General features: G+C 74.0%; 13 protein-coding genes. All 13 read right to left on the bottom strand.

What is annotated here, in order from left to right; translation table 11 throughout:
• Positions 1–3 precede the first annotated feature (3 nt).
• The gene (locus tag SCAB_RS30085) at positions 4–246 is read right to left on the bottom strand and encodes a hypothetical protein (protein ID WP_037726487.1); all 243 of its coding nucleotides are present in this window, start codon (positions 244–246) and stop codon (positions 4–6) included.
• Between the two features lie 368 nt (positions 247–614).
• The gene (locus SCAB_RS30080; RefSeq protein WP_013003875.1) at positions 615–1,853 is read right to left on the bottom strand and encodes an alpha/beta fold hydrolase; all 1,239 of its coding nucleotides are present in this window, start codon (positions 1,851–1,853) and stop codon (positions 615–617) included.
• Between the two features lie 321 nt (positions 1,854–2,174).
• A complete protein-coding gene (locus SCAB_RS30075; protein WP_037726486.1) occupies positions 2,175–3,068 on the bottom strand; it encodes a 4'-phosphopantetheinyl transferase family protein in 894 nt (297 codons plus the stop codon).
• A complete protein-coding gene (locus tag SCAB_RS30070) occupies positions 3,001–3,867 on the bottom strand; it encodes a 2-oxo acid dehydrogenase subunit E2 (protein ID WP_013003873.1) in 867 nt (288 codons plus the stop codon). Before SCAB_RS30070 ends, SCAB_RS30075 begins: the two co-directional genes overlap by 68 nt.
• The gene (locus SCAB_RS30065; RefSeq protein ID WP_013003872.1) at positions 3,864–4,091 is read right to left on the bottom strand and encodes an acyl carrier protein; all 228 of its coding nucleotides are present in this window, start codon (positions 4,089–4,091) and stop codon (positions 3,864–3,866) included. The genes SCAB_RS30070 and SCAB_RS30065 overlap by 4 nt, the downstream gene beginning before the upstream one ends.
• Before the next feature lie 36 nt (positions 4,092–4,127).
• A complete protein-coding gene (locus tag SCAB_RS30060; RefSeq protein ID WP_013003871.1) occupies positions 4,128–5,186 on the bottom strand; it encodes a 3-oxoacyl-ACP synthase III family protein in 1,059 nt (352 codons plus the stop codon).
• Between the two features lie 61 nt (positions 5,187–5,247).
• Positions 5,248–8,298: a type I polyketide synthase gene (locus SCAB_RS30055; RefSeq protein WP_013003870.1), complete on the bottom strand. Its 3,051-nt coding sequence runs from the start codon at positions 8,296–8,298 to the stop codon at positions 5,248–5,250.
• Positions 8,295–8,603, bottom strand: a complete 309-nt coding sequence (locus SCAB_RS30050) for an acyl carrier protein (protein WP_005478986.1) — start codon at positions 8,601–8,603, stop codon at positions 8,295–8,297. Before SCAB_RS30050 ends, SCAB_RS30055 begins: the two co-directional genes overlap by 4 nt.
• A gap of 46 nt (positions 8,604–8,649) precedes the next feature.
• Positions 8,650–10,449: an acyl-CoA dehydrogenase family protein gene (locus tag SCAB_RS30045; protein WP_013003869.1), complete on the bottom strand. Its 1,800-nt coding sequence runs from the start codon at positions 10,447–10,449 to the stop codon at positions 8,650–8,652.
• Positions 10,443–12,365 carry an acyl-CoA dehydrogenase family protein gene (locus tag SCAB_RS30040; protein ID WP_013003868.1) on the bottom strand — a complete coding sequence of 641 codons (1,923 nt, stop codon included), beginning with the start codon at positions 12,363–12,365 and terminating at the stop codon, positions 10,443–10,445. The genes SCAB_RS30045 and SCAB_RS30040 overlap by 7 nt, the downstream gene beginning before the upstream one ends.
• A gap of 3 nt (positions 12,366–12,368) precedes the next feature.
• On the bottom strand, positions 12,369–14,177 hold the full coding sequence (locus SCAB_RS30035) for a fatty acyl-AMP ligase (RefSeq protein ID WP_013003867.1): 1,809 nt from the start codon (positions 14,175–14,177) through the stop codon (positions 12,369–12,371).
• Between the two features lie 128 nt (positions 14,178–14,305).
• Positions 14,306–14,644, bottom strand: coding sequence for a DUF6059 family protein (locus tag SCAB_RS30030; RefSeq protein ID WP_013003866.1), 339 nt, complete (start codon positions 14,642–14,644; stop codon positions 14,306–14,308).
• A 10-nt stretch (positions 14,645–14,654) separates the two neighbouring features.
• A complete protein-coding gene (locus tag SCAB_RS30025; protein WP_013003865.1) occupies positions 14,655–16,610 on the bottom strand; it encodes an HAD-IIIC family phosphatase in 1,956 nt (651 codons plus the stop codon).
• Between the last annotated feature and the right edge of the window lie 543 nt (positions 16,611–17,153).

Raw genomic sequence — 17,153 nt, 5'->3', positions numbered from 1 at the left:
GGTTCAGGCCTCCTGCGGAATCGGGTGACGGTCACGGACGGGGCGGCGCGGAACGGGTGCGGACTCGACGACGTCCGGTGCGCCCGGTCCCTGGGCGCCGGGGACGCTCTCGGGATCGGGGTCGGGATCGAGGCCGAGCGACATCAGGGAGCGCCAGGGCTGGGCCTGGCCGGGGGTACGCGTCCGCCACGGAGCGAACACCTGGGCCTGCGGGGAGGGAGCGCGGAGGGTGTGCACGGAGGACATGACAGCCACCTCTGGATAGGCGTGCGAGGAAAGGACGCGGGAGCGCTGCCGCCGGGCGTTGCGGCGTACGGCCGAGGGGGCGACGGGCCGGGCCCCGGACCCACCGGAGGCCGCCCGCCGCGCCCCCGGCTCGCCGGAACCGGCAGGAGACGCACGCGGCCATGGCCGGCGGGCGAACGCGGGACATTCACCCGGCAGGAGCCGACAGGCGGTCGCAAGGCACTCGCCCGGCGGGAGCCCACGGACCCACACGGGACGTTCACCCCGGAGGAGCCGGCGGACCGACGCGGGACGCCCGGCCGGCAGGAGCCGACGGGCCGGCCGCCGGACACTCGCCCGGCGGCAACCGGCGGACCGACGCGGGACGTTCACTCCGCGGGAGTCGGTTGTGGTTGCCGGGGTACGGCGTCGGCGTAGCCGGAGGGCCCGGGAGCTGCCGGACTCGTCGTACCCGTGGCGCTCGCGGCGAACGGGGCGCCCGCGGCGGTGCCGGGTCGCGCGGGCGCGTCGGACCCGTGCGCCGGGCCCCCCGCTCCGGTGCCGTTCGCGCGCGTGGGCGGCCTGCGGTCCGGCGTGGCCCGGCGGTCGCGGGTCGTGACGCGGGCCCGGAGCAGTGAGGTGATCAGCCACTTGCGCAGGGCGCCCAGGTGCGCCGGGGAGCCGTGGACGTCGTCGAACTCCTTGAGGCGCACACGGGGCAGCGCGGAGGCGAGGAGCCGGTGCTCCGTGGGCGGGATGATCTCGTCCCGGGCGCTGACCACGTACCCGACCGGGATGCCGACCGCGCCCAGGACGTCCGGGCCGAGCGGGAAGTCCGCGAGCAGCGCCCGCAGTTCGGCGTCGGAGGCCGCCCCGGTGAGCCGGCGCAGCGTGGCGACGGTGATCCCCGGCACCCGGGGCCACCAGACGGGGTCGGTGAAGAACCCGGCCACGGGGGCGCCGACGGTGTGGACGGAGCGGATGCGCGGGTCCGCGGCCGCGGCGCGCAGCGCGAGGTGGCCGCTGAAGCTGAGGCCGAGGACGGAGGTGCGGGTCACGGCGGCACGGCCGGCCAGCCGGTCCATCAGGAACGGCAGCAGCCGCCAGGAGTCCGCGTGGTAGCGCAGGGTGTTCTCCCCGACGCCGGGCATCTCGGTGACCACCGCCGCGTACCCCAGGCGGGCGAGCCGGGGCAGCAGCGGCGCCCACTGCTCCTTGACGCTGACGATGCCGCCCATGACCACGAGCAGCGGCCGCCGGCGCCGGGCGTCGAGTCCGCTCGCCCAGCAGACCACCGTGCCGTCCGGGTGGTCGAGGACCAGGCGTTCGACGCCCCGTCGGCGACGCCAGTCGTCGAAGGTCCGTACGCAGTTGTCCTGGGCCCGGCGGCGGACGTCGTCGCCGTGGTACGGGAAACGGGCGAGGGCGTAGTGCCGGCAGGCGTCGAGCGGGCGGCCGGCGAAGGCCAGCCGGTCGGCCTCGCCGGTCCACACGCGGGCCCAGGAGGCGGGGTGCCCCGGCTCGTCGTTGGTGATCCTCGGCAGTACGGCCGCCACCTGGCGGTCGCCGATGCCCTGGCCGCGGGCGTGCAGCCGCGCGAACTCCTTGAGCTCTGCGAGATGGTCCATCGCTGTTCTCCGTCTCCTCCGGGGTGCGGGGCCGATGCCCGGAGGATGCGGCCGGAGGGCTCGGTGGCCTTCCTGGTCGTACCGGCGGCGGGCGGGGCTGTCCGGTCGTACGGCGGGCGGGCCTCCCGGCCGGGCGCGGGGGACGTCCCCCGGCCGGGCGGCCCGCCCGGGGAAGATGCTGGCCGCCGTCCCTTAAGCCGGGCTGGCGCACGGGTTGCGCCGCGCTAAGCGCTCCCCGGCCCGCGCAGTCGGCCGCCCGGGCACACGGCGGCGCGCCGGGGCGGGAAGGTGTCCTCCTCGCCCCGGCGCGCCGGCGGCCCCTCACCAGTCCAGAGCCGCGTCCTCTCCCCCGTCGGGGTCGTCGCCGTCCGCGTCGTCGCCGAGGGCCTCGGCCACCGCCGCGACCACCCGCGGGTCGAGCATGGTGCGCGCGTCGGTGTCCCGGGTGCCGCCGAAGCCGGCGTCGCTCACCGCGACGCTGACGACGAAGCCGCCGTCCACCGAGAAGGTGCGGAACTGCCACTCGACGCCGGTGCCCGGTGCCCCGTCCGGGGCCAGGACCCGCGCGGGCCGGCCGTCGCCGCTGAAGCCGAAGTCGGTGAAGCGGAACCGCAGTCCCTGCCCGATCGCCTTGCTGTACGCCTCCTTGAGCGTCCACATGCGCACCAGCGCGGCTCCCCGCCGCGCTGCGGGAAGCCGCTCCAGGACGGTGAGTTCGTGCGGTGTGCAGACGTGCCGGTGCAGCCCGCGCGTGTAGAGCGGCCGGTCCGCCCGCTCGGCGTCCACTCCGATCAGCCCTTTCGTGGCGAGCCCGATGAGCAGCAGGTCGTCGGTGTGGCTGAGGCTGATGTCCACCGCGTCGTAGCCGCGCAGATAGGGCCGGCCGGTGGGGCCGTACCCGAGTTCCACGGCCTGCGGGGGCACCCGCAGCGCCACCGCGGCGGAGAACTTCAGCAGCACCCGGGAAGCGGCGAACCTCGTCCGCACGTCCGGGTGCGTCATCTCCAGGTACCGGTCCCAGTCGCGGCCCAGCAGGGCGCGCAGCCGCGGGCCGCCCGCCCGGTCCGGCCGCCAGTCGGCGAGCCGGGCGTGCAACACCGCGACCTCGTGCTCCTCCAGGTCCGCGCGTACCTGGTCCCAGGCTCCGTCACGACCGGAGATCCGCACCGGCTCCCCGAGCGATGGGCTGGGTGCCGTCGTCCTCCGCGCCGTCATCGAAGCCCTCCATTTCCTGCTTGAGATCACCGAGTACGTCGGCGGCGGCTCCGCCGTCGATGATCCGGTGGTCGAAGGTGAGTCCGAGCCGCATCACCGGGGCGATCGCGAGGCGCCCGTCCCTGACGACCGGCCGGTCGACGACGCGGCCCGCGCACAGCGTGACGGCGGTGCCCCCGCTGGAGTGGAAGCCGTCGACGGGCCGGTGGCCCAGGGAGCTGACCGCCACGGTGCCGAAGACGCCCGGCCGCCGGGCCGGGTCGCGGGTCGCGGCGGCGAAGGCCAGCCGGCCGAGCGGCACCGGCAGCCGCCCGAGCATGCGGACACCGCGGAACTCGGGCAGCTGTTCGGTGCCGGGTCCGCGGTAGCGGTCGACGCGCCGCTGGATCTCGTCCAGATCCGCGCGTTCCAGGGCGGGCAACAGCGCGGAGAGCACGGTCCGTTCCCCGTCCACGGTGCGGTCGAGGGCCAGCTTGGCGGTGACCTCCGGGAACCGCAGGGTCCGGGGTCCGCGCAGCCCGAACAGCCGGGGCGGGGCGAGGGCCGCGTTGGCCTCCGGGTGCCGGTGCAGCACCCGGCCGGTGGCGTGCAGCAGATAGGTGACGACCGAGTAGCGCCGGCCGGCGGCCCTGGCGGCCGCCCGGTGGGCCTCGATCCGGGTCATGTCGAGGTCGGTGTCGAGGTGGACGGGCCGCTGCCGGGCGGCGTGCTCCAGGAAGTAGAGGGTGTGCCGGCGCCGGCGCTCGGGGTGGGCCCGGGCGGGGGCCGGCGGAGTGCCGCCGGCCCCGGATCCGGTCACGGCCGCGCCGCCAGCTGGTAGATCTCGCCGAGGCTGCGGGCCTCCAGCAGCCGGCCCACCGGCAGCGAGCGGCCGGCGGCCTGTTCCAGGGCGGTGACCAGTTTCAGCAGGTACAGCGAGTCCCACTCGGGCAGCTGGTCCAGGTCGGCGGAGATCTGGTACTCCTCCAGCGGCATGCCGAGCTCGTCCCTGACGAGGCGGACGAAATCGTCGATGGTGTGCATTGCGTACGGTCCTCCGGGGCGGGTGGGTGCGGACGGTCAGATCTTTTCGAGGGCGAAACCGGACTTGATCCACTTGCTGGACTCGACGGCGACCGCCAGCGCGCGCTGTCCCACGCCGATCTTCCCCAGCAGCGCCTCCAGCTGGAGGAAGGGCAGGGCGTTGCCGTTGTTGCCGGTGTCCGCGACGCAGGACACCTCGACGGCGCCGGGCAGGCCGAGTTCCTCGGCGATCCGCCGTGTCATACGGCCGGACAGCTGCGGCGGCAGCAGGAAGTCGACCTGTTCGGGGGTCCAGTCGCGGTCCTCCAGCAGCTCCCAGAGGATCTCCACGGCCATGACGGGCACGGACTCCTCGATGGCCTTGTAGTCCTCCCGCACCGCCTGGCGGTCCTCGTGCCGGTCGGCGAGCCCGAACCAGTCGATGACCTGGCCGGGTTCCCGGCCGAGGCCGGTGAACCGGTTCAGCACACCGCTGAGGGCCAGGCGCTGGCCGCGCGGCTCCGAGGTGATGACGGCGGCGCCGGCTCCGTCGCCGAAGAGGACGTAGTTGACGAGGTCGCTGGGTGCGGCCGCGGACAGGTCCCGGTTCAGGTCGAGGTGCTTGCTGCAGACGTCGCCGCCGATCACCAGGCCCGCCGAGTGTCCCCCGCCGGTGACCAGGGTGTGGCCCAGCTGCAGGGCCTGGACGGCGCCGGCGCAGCCGGACTGGAGCTGGTAGGTGGGGAGTTGGTCGAGGCCGAGCTGGTCGGCGACATGGTTGACGGTGGCGGGCATGAGGTGGTCGGGGGTCGCGGTGCCCATGACCACGAAGTCGATCTCGTGCGGGGCGAGTCCGGACGCGGCGAGCGCCTGCTCGGCGGCCCGGGCGCACAGGTCGGCGAGGGACCAGCGCACCTCGCCGGTCTCCAGGTCCCGGGCGAAGTGCCGGGTCCGGGTGCCGATGAACACGTCGATCCACTCTTCGTTGACGCCGAGCGTCCGGGCCAGCGCCGCGTTGTCGACCGGGTCGCCCGGCAGGGCCGTGCCGACCGAGGCGAGGTAGGAGACCGGCCCGGAAGGGGCGGAGCCGTGCTGGGGTGGGTGTTCCGACTGCATACGAGCGGTCCTTCCTTGGAGTCCGTCACGGGGCGACGCCCCGGCCGTGACGACGGGTTGCCTACGCGACGGCCGAACCGGCGCGATCCTGGAGGTAGTCGACGAGGTCACCGACCGAGGACAGCCGGGGCAGCAGGTCCTGCACGCTGATCGTCTCCAGCCCGTCCAGCCGTTCCTGGAGCCGGTCCTTGAGCTCCATGATCATCACCGAGTCGAAGCCCAGGTCCTCGTAGAGCAGGGACTGCCGCGAGACCTCGTCCGTGGCGTAGCCGCCGACCTCCGCGACGGCCTCGATGACGGCGCGCGCCACCGGGGCCGTCGACACGTCCTCCGGCGCGGCGGGCAGCACGGCGGTGAGCACGGCGCCGTGTCCGGGCGCACTTTCCTGCTCCCGCTGGTGCGGCGCGGTGTCCGCCCGGTCGGGTACGACGCTGAGGTCCGCCGCCGGGGCGGCCCGTACGGGGGTGCGGGCCCAGAACCGGTGCGCGTCGGAGAAGGCGTAGGGCGCGAGCCGCTGGGGCTGGCGTTCCTCCTGCGGGTAGACGGCGTCCCAGCGGGGGTCGAGTCCGCTGCGGAAGAGTTCGGCCAGCGCCTCGGCGAACGTGCGGCCGTCGGCCTCCTCACCGGACACGGGGGCCACGGAGTGCACCCCGGCCCCGGCGGCGGAGCGCAGGGAGCGTGCCATACGGCTGAGGACCGGGCGGGGGCCGGTCTCCACCAGGTGCGTGGGTCCCGCCTCCAGCAGCCGGCTCATCGCGTCGCCGAACAGGACGGGGGCGCTGATGTGCTCGGTCCAGTACTTGGCGTCCATCGGCTCGGCCTCCAGCAGCCGCCCGCGCACGGTGGAGTACACCGGGAGCTTGGGCACACCGCCGCCGGTCTCGTCCGCGAGCGCGGCGAACCGGTCGAGCATCGGGTCCATGAGCGGCGAGTGGAAGGCGTGCGAGACCTCCAGGCGCCGGGTCCTGACGCCCCGTCGGGTCAGCTCGTCGTCGATCCGGCCCAGTGCCGCGAGGTCCCCGGACAGGACCGTGGCCCGGGGGCCGTTGACCGCGCCGACCCCGACCAGGGGTTCCGAGTCGACCAGTTCGGTCAGCTCGGCGAGCGGCGCCCGTACGGCGAGCATGCCGCCGCCCTCGGGCAGTTGCTCCATCAGCGCGCCCCGGGCGGCGATCAGCCGGGCGGCCTGCTCCAGCGGGAACACCTCGGCCAGCACGGCGGCCGCGTACTCGCCGACGCTGTGGCCGAGCAGCAGCGCCTGCGGCACCCCGAGTTCGCCGAGACTGGCCGCCACGGCGTACTCGACGGCGAACAGGGCGGGCTGGGCCCAGCCGGTGCGGTGCACGGCCTCGTCTCCGGAGAGCAGCAGGTCGCGCACCGAGCCGCCGACGTGCGGGGCGAGCGCCTCGTCGGCCTCGTTGAGGAAGCGGCGGTACAGCGGCGACTGCAGGTACAGCCGCGCCGTCATCGCCGGGTACTGCGAGCCCTGGCCGGTGAACAGCAGTGCCACCTGCGGCTTGCCCGCCGCGTTGCCGACGAGCCGGGCCAGCAGGTCCTCGTCGCCGGCGGCCTCGCGCAGGGTCGCGGCCAGTTCGCCGGTGTCCCGGGCGGGGACCGCGAAGCGGTAGCGGTGGCCCGTCTTGGTGCGGTTGCTGCTCCAGGACAGCGGGCCCGCCGGCACCCTGCGCTTCTCCAGCGCCTCGGCCTGGACCAGCAGGTTGCGGCGGAGGGCTGCCGTCGAGGGGGCGGTCAGGGTGAAGACCCCGGCCCCCAGTCCGGTGGCGCCGGTGGACCGGCCGGTGCTCCCGGACTCCGGGTCTCCCCCCTCGGGGCGGGCGGCGTACGGGGGCGCGGACTCCAGGACGGCGTGGGCGTTGGTGCCGCCCATCCCGAAGCTGCTCAGGCCGCCGATGGCGGGGCCCGAGCGCAGCCGCAGCGGCGCCTTGAGCAGCCGTATCCCCAGTTTGGCGAGTTTCAGCGCGGGGTTCTCGCGGGCGGCGAACCGGCTGGCGGGGACCGTCTTGTGGTGCAGGGACAGGGCGACCTTGATGAGCCCGGCGATGCCCGCGGCGCCCTCGGTGTGCCCGATGTTGCCCTTGACCGAACCGAGGGCCAGCGGGCGCCCGGAGCGGCCGGCGTGCAGCTGGCCGAGCGCCTTGGTCTCGATCATGTCGCCGAGGACGGTGCCGGTGCCGTGGGCCTCGGTGAAGACGACGTCGGACGGCTCGACACCGGCCCGGCGGTAGGCGGCGGCCAGCACCTCCTGCTGCGACCAGCGGTTGGGGGCGGTGATGCCGTTGCTGCGGCCGTCCTGGTTGACGGCGGTGCCGCGGATCACCGCGTACACCGGCTGGCCGTCGGCGATCGCGTCCTCCAGCCGGCGCAGCACCACCGCGCCGACCCCCTCGCCCCGGCCGATGCCGTCGGCGTCGGCGCTGAAGGGCTTGCACCGGCCGTCGGGGGCGGACAGCCCGGCCTGGGTGTAGAAGATGCCGAGCGCCGGGGTGAGCGCCACGTTGACCCCGGCGGCGATGGCGGTGTCGCACTCCCCCGCAAGCAGGGCGTTGCAGGCCAGGTGGACGGCGACGAGGGAGGAGGAGCAGGCGGTGTCCACCGCCAGGCTCGGCCCCTTGAGGTCGAGGTGGTAGGAGACCCGGTTGGCGGTCATGCAGTAGCCGTTGCCGGAGCCGAGCTGGGCGGTGACCTGGGCGTAGTCGGTCATGTGCAGGTGGGCCCACTCGTTGCCCATGATGCCCACGAACACACCGGTGTTGGTGCCGGCCAGCCGCTGCGGGGCGACCCCGGCGTCCTCGACGGCGCGCCAGGCGCACTGGAGCAGCAGCCGCTGCTGCGGGTCCATCGCGGCCGCCTCGCGCGGGGAGACGGTGAAGAACTCGTTGTCGAAGGCGTCCGGGTCGGAGATGAACCCGCCCTCGGTGGTGTTGGAGTGTCCTTCCGCTCCGGCGCGGGAGTGGAATGCGCGGGCGTCCCAGCGCTGCCGGGGCACCTTCTCCACTCCGTCGCCGGAGCGCATCAGCATGTCCCAGTAGGCGGCCGTGTCGGGCGCCCCCGGGAACCGGCAGTCGATGCCGACGATGGCGACGGGCCTCATCGATTCTCGCCCTCCATCGCCCGCAGTTCCTCCACCAGGTGCTCGGCCAGTGCCGCGACGGTCGGGTAGTCCCAGGCCACGGTGGGTTCGAGGACGAGGTCGAAGTCCTCCTCGATGTCGCCGCACAGGCTCAGCGCCGCGACCGAGTCGAGGCCGTACTCGGCCAGCGGCACGGTGGGCGAGATCTCGGACGGCGTGCGCCTGAGGTAGAGGGCGATCCGGTCGGCGAGCCAGCTGCTCAGCGACTCGACGGTGTGTGCGGTGTGCTCGTTGTTCGCGGTGCGGTCGGTCGCGGGGACAGTCATGGAAGAACTCCTCGGTGAAGGCGCGTCGGGTCCGGTCGGCCGGCGCTCAGCCGGCCAGCGGGGTGTCGTAGAGGTCGTAGCTGCGGCGTTCGTGGAAGCGTCGGAGCACTTCCTCGTGCACCCGGCCCTCGCACCCGGGCGGCAGGTCGGCCGGGCGCTGCCCGAGCCGGCGGGCGAGGCGGTGCAGTGCGGCGGCCACCCAGGCCGGGTCGGCCAGGAAGGGATCGTCGCCGCCCTGGGCCCCGCGCCAGACGCCGAGGACGGAGGCGGCCGCGAGGAACACGGCGTAGCGGTCGGCGAGCGCGAAGCTGGCGGGGCTGGCGAGGGCGGTGCGGTCCTGCGGGGAGAGGTTCAGGCTGTCCTCCTGGAGCTGGCGCAGCTGGTCCAGCATCCGCATGACGAGTGCCTGGACCGCGAGTTCCTCGGGAGAGCCGCTCGGCAGCCCGTCGGCGGCGGCGACCAGCGAGGCGCTCAGGCTGTCCCGGCCGCTGGCGAGGGCGAGGCTCTCGAAGGGGATGCCGGGCAGCCCCTCCCTCGGCCGGAACAGACTCTGCGGGGCCTCGTCGCCGGAGAACCAGGCGCGCCGGGCCAGCCGGGACAGCTGCGGGATGATGGTGGCCTGGCAGGCCGCGGAGCCCGCGTGGCCGAGGCTGAGCACCGGCAGGTCGCGCACGTGCTTCTGGAAGAGGCCGAACTCGCCCTCGCGGACGTAGAACCGCGCCCCGAGCACGATCGACAGGTCGTACATAGTGTCGGTGAGCATCTTGGGCACCAGGTACTTCACGGCCGCCGCGTAGACGCTGGTCTCGTCGGGCAGCAGATGCACCGCCCGGGTGCCGACCGTCGCCATGCTGTCGCAGATCAGCAGGTCCAGGAAGGCGCCGGTGAGGGTGGAGGAGGCGTGCGGGATCTCCATCACCGACCGCCGGTAGAGCTGGCGCCCGAGGGCGAACCGCACCACCGTGCGCAGGCTGGTGTCGAGGGCGCCGACGGCCATGCTGGGGATGGCGCTGCGGGTGATCTGGAAGGAGCGCAGCGCCAGTTCCACGCCCTGGCCGCGGGCACCGAGGAGGGTGCTGTCGGGCACCGGGCAGTCGCTGAAGTCCAGCCCGGACAGCCGGCAGCCGCGCACGCCGACGGCGTGGTAGCGGGGCAGGACCTTGAAGCGCTCCGCGTCGAGCTGGTCCCGTTCGGCCAGCAGCACCGAGTGGCTGCGGCTGCCCGGGCTGTCGTCGGTGCGGCTGAACAGGGCGTAGGCGGCGGCCCGGTCGGCGTTGTTGATGACCTCCTTGCGGCCGTTGAGGCGGAAGGCACCGGGCACGGGGTCGGCCCGGAACTCGTTGCGGACGAAGTCGTTGCCGTGCGGCAGCTCGTGATAGGCGACGGAGATCTTGGAGCCGCCCAGCAGCAGCTCCGCCGTCCGGCGGCGCTGCTCCTCGTTGCCGGCCGTCCACACGTTGACGGCGGCCATGAACGACGTGATGCCGTAGCCGAGGCCGAGCGCCACGTCGCGCCGGAACACCTGACGCATCACGCGGACGAGCGTGTCGAGGCGGTCGAGGCGCCCACCGAGGCCGGTGGGCACGAACTCGGCGTTGAGGACGACGTCGTCGAGGAGCCGCTCGCCCGCGGCGGGCAGTTCCCCGGCCTCGTCGGCGGCGAGCAGCCCGGCGGCGCCCAGCGGGTTGGCGGGGTCCTGGGGGTCCCCGAAACGGTTCTCCAGGTCGGCGATCCTGGCCCGGACCGCGCTCTCGCGCGCCTGGTGCGTGGCCGGGTCGGTGGCAGGGGCGGTACCGGTCGGGGCTGCCTTGCCGTGCAGCCCCTGGACCGCGGGATCACTCAGCATGACGTCCCCTCGGGTGTCCGGGTGCCGCCGACGGCGGCCCGGGTGTCGGTCTGTCCTTGCGGTACGGCGGCCGGCGGACCGCCGTCACCGCCGGATGTGCGGGCGAGCGGGCCCGCACCGCCGGATGCGTGGGCGGGCCGGGCGGCGGCGTCGGACGCCCCGGTGGGCCGCCCGGCGCTCCCGCCCAGCGAGAACGGGATCAGGGAGAACAGCTCGCCCGCCTCCCGTGCGGCCCGCAGCCGCTCCAGCAGCTGCGGGTAGGCGTCGGGGTCCCCGGCGTCCGGTTCGCCCAGTTTCACCAGCAGCCGGTCGAGGACGGGCCACAGCCACACCCCGTCGCGCCACAGTTCACCGGTGCGCCCGGCCCGCGCCGTCCGCTGGTTGTGGGTCCACAGGCCGAGGCAGGCGGCGCCGGCCAGGCACAGGCTGTAGTGGCGGGCCACGTCGAAGGCGGCGGGCGGGACGTCGGAGACGACGGCGCGGTACGCGTCCATCTCCTCGTGGACCCGGCCGGTCACCGCGAGCAGCCGCTCCGCCGCGCCCAGCGCGCCCTTGAGTTCCGGCCGTCGGCCGGCCTCGGCGCGCAGGGCCGCCACCGACGCCGGCAGCGTGGCCATGACGCCGCTGCCGCGCCGGGCCACCAGGGACAGCCGCGCCGGGTCCAGCGGGGGCAGCGGGGTGGACAGGTCGAAGGCACGGACGGCGCCCTCGGTGTCCCCGCCGCCGCGCAGCCAGCCCCGGGACAGCGAACGGAACTGGTTGACCAGGGAGTTGAGGTTGACCAGGGTGTTGCCGTCGAAGAGGCCGACGATGCGGTGGTCGCGGTCGACCTTCTGGAACATGCCCCGGGCGTGGACGTCCTTGAGGAAGGCCCGGGCGCCGAGCAGCCGGGTCAGTTCGACGATCACGCCCTCGGTCCCGGTGGGCACCAGGTACTTGGTGGCCGCGGCGGCGACGCTCAGCTCGTCGGGGACGGTGTGCACGGAGCGGGCGGCGACCGTGGCCAGTGCCTCCCCGGTCAGGACGTCCGCCGCGGCCGAGGCGAGCACGTGCCGCGCCTGCGGCAGGTCGATGAGCCGCCGTCCGAACAGCTCGCGCCGCTCGGCGAAGTCCAGGGCGATGCCCAGCGCGTGGTCGGCGGCACCCAGCGACAGCGAGGCGCACATGGTGCGGGTGAGCTGGAGGGCCTTGAGCACGGTCTCGACGCCGCCGCCCTCGCCGCCGACCGCCGCGTCCGCCGGCACCGGGGCGCCGTCGAAGGCGATGCCGCTGATGTCGGCGCCCCGGATGCCGTGGGTGCGGATCTTGTCCACGCAGCGGTAGTCGTCCCCCTCAGCGAGCCGGCGCTTGTCGACGAGCAGCACGGTGAAGCCGCGCGGCCCGCCGTCCTCGCAGGTGCGGGTGAGGACGGACAGGAGGCTGCCCCGGGTGGCGTTGTTGATCAGCCACTTCTCGCCGCTGATGCGCCAGCCGCCCGCGCCGTCGCTCTCGCCGCGCACGTCCCCGGCGAGCAGGTCGCTGCCGTGGGCGCGCTCGGTGAGGGCCAGCGAGACCGGCACCCCGGCCCGGATGTCGGCGGCGAGGCCGCGGGCCTGCTCGGGGGTGCCGGAGATCCAGACGCAGACCCCGCCGAGGTAGGTCTTGCCGTGGCCGACGGCGACGGTCAGGTCGCGGCGGGCCACCACCCGCATGACCTGCATGACGGTCTCGTAGTCGGTGAGCCTGCCGCCGTGCTCGGCGGGGATGTAGAACTCCTGCAGCCCCCAGCCCTCCAGCAGCCGGCAGAGGTCGGCGGGGAACTCCTCGTTCTCGTCCAGTTCCAGGCTGCGGGCGTGGGAGAAGGGTGTGGCGGGGTCCTCGGGGTCGCCGAGCAGCGACTCCAGTTCCTGTGCGACGCGGTAGGGAGGATGCTCCATGGCTCAGCCCACCGGTGCCATGGCCGGATCGGCGGCCGGGGCGCCGTGCGCGCCGCTCGCGTCTCCCTCGACCAGCGTGCGCACCGACGGGTCCAGCACCGAGTGCAGCGCGGTGACCGCCCCCTGGAGGAACAGCTTGCGCATCAGCGTCCGCTGGATCTTGCCGCTGGTGGTCCGGCGCACGGTGCCGGGGCGGACCAGCAGCACGTTGCCCGCCGGGACGGCGAACTCCATGCCGATGTGCCGCTGGATCTGGGTGGCCACGTCCTTCAGGTCCGCACCCGCGGCGGCGGCCCGGATCTCGTGGATCACCACCAGGTGCTCCTGGCCGCCGGAGTCGACGGCGAAGACGGCCCCCGCGCCGATCGCGGGATCCAGGCCGCGCACCGCGCTCTCCACGTCGTACGGGTAGATGTTGCGGCCGTTGATCAGGACCATCTCCTTCAGACGGCCCGTCACGAACAGCTCGCCGCCGCTCCCCATGACGCCCATGTCGCCGGTGCGCAGCCAGGCGCCCAGCTCCTCCTGGCCGGCGATCCGGGCGCCGAAGATCTCGGCGTTCACCTCGGGCCGCTCCCAGTAGCCGGAGGCCACACTGGCGCCGCGCACCCAGATCTCCCCGACCTGGCCCTCGGGCCGCTCGGCGAGCGTCTCGGGGTCGACGATCCGCACCTCGAAGTCCTCGGCCAGCGCGACACCGCTGCTGACCAGCGTCCGTGTCGCGGCGCCCAGGTACGGGCCCGTCAGCGTGCCCTGCTCCAGTCCGGCCGCGTCGACCTCGCGCAGCAGCGCGCCGCGGGTCTTGGGGGTGCCGGTGACCAGCAGGGTGGTCTCGGCCATGCCGTAGCAGGGGAACATGGTCTCGGGCCGGAACCCGTAGGGGCCGAAGCGCTCGGTGAACGCCTGCAGGGTCTCGGCCCTGACGGGCTCGGCGCCGTTGCAGGCGGTCCGCCACGTCGACAGGTCCAGGCCCTCCAGCTGCGCGTCGGTGACCCGGCGCACGCACAGGTCGTACGCGAAGTTGGGGCCGCCGCTGGCGTTCACGCCGTACTCGCTGACCAGTTCCAGCCAGCGGGCGGGCTTGCGCAGGAAGGACACCGGCGGGATGAGCACACTCGTGGTGCCCAGCCACAGCGGCTGGAGAATGTGCCCGATCAGGCCCATGTCGTGGTAGAAGGGCAGCCAGCCGCCGATCATCGTGTCGGGGGTGTTGCCGGTGGAGCGGGCGATGGCCGCCTCGTTGGCGAGCAGGTTGCCGTGGGAGACCATCACGCCCTTGGGGGCGCTGGTGGAGCCCGAGGTGTACTGCAGGAACGCCAGGTGGTCCGGGGTCAGCGCCGGGTCCCGCCAGGCGGCCGCGTCACCGACGGGGCCCTGGTCGGTGGGCAGGCAGACCACGTCCGAGAAGCCCTCGGCCGCCAGCCACGCCTCCACCTCCGGCGCGTGCTCGGCGAGGGTCAGCACGGCACCGACCCGGGCGTCGCGGACGATGCCGGACACACGGCGGAAGTGCTGGCCCTGCTCGGAGGGCAGCGGCGCGGGCACCGCGACGGCCCCGGCGTAGAGGCAGCCCGTGAACGCCTTCACGAAGTCCAGGCCCGAGGGGTACAGCAGCAGGACCTGACGCCCCGCCAGTCCCCGTTCCTGCAGCCAGGACGCGATGTCCTTGGCCGCACGGTCCAGGTTCCGGTACGGCAGTCGCTCCGGCACCTTGCCCCGCACGCCGTCCGCGAGGAACACGAACGCGTCCGTGTCACCCCGTTCGTCCGACCGCGTCAGCACGACCTCCGCGAATGAACCGAATTCCGCCACCGTCTTTCCCCTCGCCTCGAAGCGACTCGTATCGCGTTGACATCGGTCGGCCCGGTCGAACCGACTGTCCGCCGGACCCGTCGTGCCGATCGTCGGGTCCGTCTCTAAAGCCCCTCTTGCGGCCGGCGTCACTCCCGCCGGCCGGGGCCGTCCTCCACCCGGCCGTGCCCCCACAACTGCGCCCACAACTCCCGTTCACGCGGGGAGAGCGGCACGTCGGGGACCATGCGTTCGGGATGCGCGGGCGGCGGCTCGTCGAGCGGGCACGGGCCCGTGCCGCCCGGTCCCCCGGCGCCGCCGTCGTCGAGCCACCACTGCTTGGCCTGCTCCACGGAGGCCGGCGGCACCATGCCGAAGATGACGGCCAGGGCGCCGAACCCGTCCACGAAGAACGTGACGACGCCCTTCCTGATCCGCCGCGCCGCAGGACGCACGGACCACCACCCCATGCCGGGCGAGACGGCCACACCGGCCGCCTCAGGACGAGCGCCGGGTGAAGTCCGTGCTCAGACGGACGTGCGCCGGCGGCGTCGGCAGGTGTTCCTCGGTCAGGTCGTGCCGGAACGACACGGTCCCGTCGGCGTCCTCGCCCGTCTCGGCGAAGCCCAGGGACGGGTACAGACCGCGCACCCGGTGGTTCTTGGCCGTCGGACGGTAGCGGGCGTACACGGCGGCCGCCCCCCGGGCCCGCGCCTCGTGCAGCACGGCGGCCAGGCTTGCCTGTTCGATACCGCGGGCGAACACCCGGCAGCTCAGCAGCATGTTGTCGATGTGCCAGCCGCCGTCCGCCGCGCCGTCCGCGCCGGCGCCGCTGACCAGGATCGCTCCGACCAGTCCGTTGTCCCCGAACCGGTCCGCGGAGCGGATCGCCAGCACCAGTCCGTCGGAGGACTCGTGCAGGGCCCGCACATCGGCCTGCTGAAGCCGTTCGGTGGTGAGGTTGAACTGGTTGGTGCGCAGCGTCACCTGCGAGACCCGGGGGATCTCGTGGTCCCGCGGGGGCGAGAGGGTGACCTCGACGCCCAGTTCCGCGAGGTAGTCCTCCATGGAGTCCGCGCCCTCCAGGAGGTCCTGGCGGGCCACCTCGGTGCGGTACTGCGTGGACCGGGCACGGTCCTCGGGCGTCAACTCCCGTACGTCGAACCAGCCGTCGGCGAGCAGCCGTTCGATGTGCAGGGCGGGTTCCTCGTCGAGCCGGACCACGGCGACGCCGGGCAGGCTGCGGGAGACCAGACCGCACTCGAACGGCGAGTCGTCCACGAAGACGAAGCTGTCCACGCCGAGGTTGAGCCGCTGGGCGATCTCCAGCAGATTCCGGTCCTTGGGCTCCCAGTTGGCGGTGACCTGCACGAAGTCGGTCTCCCGCAGGGCCATGTCGGGGTGCTCGCGCAGGACGGCGCGGACCGGCTCGATGTCGTTCTTGGAGCACACCGCGAGCAGGACGCCCTGCGCGCCGAGCTGTCCGACGGCCTTCTGGAACCGGCCGAACGCCTCGCCGCGGTAGGTGGTGGCGGCGGCGATGCCGTCCGGGCCGTCGTCGCCGAGGATGCCGTCCCACAGGGTGTTGTCCAGGTCGACCACCAGCACCTTCTTGGTGCGTCCGCGCAGCACGCGGGCCAGGTGGCCGACCTCCCGGGCGTAGCCGGCGAGGACCTCCTCACCGAACTGCACCTTGGCGTAGGCGGCGAGCCGGGGCTCGTTGACCGGGCCGCAGGAGGCGGCCAGCGGATCGAGGTCCACGACGTGGACACGCTCGTGCACGACGGCCAGCCGCAGCAGTCCGGCGTTGAACTCCCGCCAGATCACCCCGAGCCGGGCCCGGGAGCGGGCGTCGACGAGCCGGCGCAGATGGCCGCGGAGCAGGGGCACGGTGTTGAGCACCAGGGTGCCGCCGCCGCGCGTGACATAGCGCTCCACCAGCGAGCTGATCAGGTTGAGCTTCCCGGCGGTGACGCGCTGGACGTCCTCCACCAGCCAGGGGTGCGGCAGTTCGCCGAAGACGATCTCGGCGTCCAGCACGCACAGCGCCAGATCGGCGTCGTACATCTCGCTGGCGGTGTTGTGGAGATCGCGGCGCCAGGAGTCGTAGTCGCCCTCGTGCAGCTTCGACAGCAGGCCGTGACGGGCGAGTTCGGCGGTGAGCGGGGCCGTGAGCCCGTTGAGGGTGGAACCGCCGGTGACCGCGACGGTGATCGTCTCGGTGCCGGGGTGTTCGCGCAGCACCTCGTCCCGGTCCAGCCGGGACAGCAGTTGCCCGGCTCGCGCCAGGTCCGGGGCCGGGGGCCCGGCGGGGTCCCCCGCCGCGGCCAGTTCGGACAGCAGACCGGGCACCTCGTCGTACGCGTCGGCGAGGCGTCCTTCGGCGTGGAGGGCGCGCAGCCGGTCCAGCGGTCCGGTCCGCTCGCCCACGGCGGTGTTCACAACCGTGGCCATGGTGTCTCCATTCACTGAATCGCCCGTCGCTCGGCGCCCGCGGTGTCCCGGGAGCACCGACGCGGGTCCGCGCCCCATCCCGGACACGGACCCACCACCACTGCCGGTGGCCGCACCGAGCGTGCCGAGGGCGTCTTAAGCGGGCCTTGAGCGCCCGGGGTTCGTGGGGGTGGTCGGGGGTGCGTTGTCGGGTGCGGGTCCGGTGGGGCTTCTCGCGCAGTTCCCCGCGCCCCTGAAAGCCCAGGCCCCTGCGGGCCTGAAAAGCAGGGAGCACAGCCCCTGCTTTTCAGGGGCGCGGGGAACTGCGCGACCAGCCCCCACTCACCCGCACCCGACAACGCACCCGACAACGCGCCCACGTCCCGTGACGCGCGGCAGCGCATGTGGCTGCGGGCGCCTGCCCGGAGGGAAGCGGTCGCTGTGCCGCAAGTCCAGTCATGTGACTGGTTTTCACAGTGACGCAGAGCACATTGAACGTTGAAGCTGTTTGAGGCGCCACCGCACACCGGTGCTGTCGCCCGCACCTCCGCACGGCGCTCGACC

It is taken from the genome of Streptomyces scabiei 87.22 (genome assembly GCF_000091305.1).
Lineage (GTDB): Bacteria > Actinomycetota > Actinomycetes > Streptomycetales > Streptomycetaceae > Streptomyces > Streptomyces scabiei.
The sequence above is the reverse complement of the archived record's forward strand: the minus strand, read 5'-3'. Positions and strand labels throughout refer to the sequence as shown.

What these genes read in the sequence shown, in the direction of transcription:
- SCAB_RS30085 (WP_037726487.1), bottom strand. Translation starts at nt 246, where the DNA reads ATGTCCTCCGTGCACACCCTCCGCGCTCCCTCCCCGCAGGCCCAGGTG.
- SCAB_RS30080 (WP_013003875.1), bottom strand. Translation starts at nt 1,853, where the DNA reads ATGGACCATCTCGCAGAGCTCAAGGAGTTCGCGCGGCTGCACGCCCGC.
- SCAB_RS30075 (WP_037726486.1), bottom strand. Translation starts at nt 3,068, where the DNA reads ATGACGGCGCGGAGGACGACGGCACCCAGCCCATCGCTCGGGGAGCCG.
- SCAB_RS30065 (WP_013003872.1), bottom strand. Translation starts at nt 4,091, where the DNA reads ATGCACACCATCGACGATTTCGTCCGCCTCGTCAGGGACGAGCTCGGC.
- SCAB_RS30060 (WP_013003871.1), bottom strand. Translation starts at nt 5,186, where the DNA reads ATGCAGTCGGAACACCCACCCCAGCACGGCTCCGCCCCTTCCGGGCCG.
- SCAB_RS30055 (WP_013003870.1), bottom strand. Translation starts at nt 8,298, where the DNA reads ATGAGGCCCGTCGCCATCGTCGGCATCGACTGCCGGTTCCCGGGGGCG.
- SCAB_RS30050 (WP_005478986.1), bottom strand. Translation starts at nt 8,603, where the DNA reads ATGACTGTCCCCGCGACCGACCGCACCGCGAACAACGAGCACACCGCA.
- SCAB_RS30045 (WP_013003869.1), bottom strand. Translation starts at nt 10,449, where the DNA reads ATGCTGAGTGATCCCGCGGTCCAGGGGCTGCACGGCAAGGCAGCCCCG.
- SCAB_RS30040 (WP_013003868.1), bottom strand. Translation starts at nt 12,365, where the DNA reads ATGGAGCATCCTCCCTACCGCGTCGCACAGGAACTGGAGTCGCTGCTC.
- SCAB_RS30025 (WP_013003865.1), bottom strand. Translation starts at nt 16,610, where the DNA reads ATGGCCACGGTTGTGAACACCGCCGTGGGCGAGCGGACCGGACCGCTG.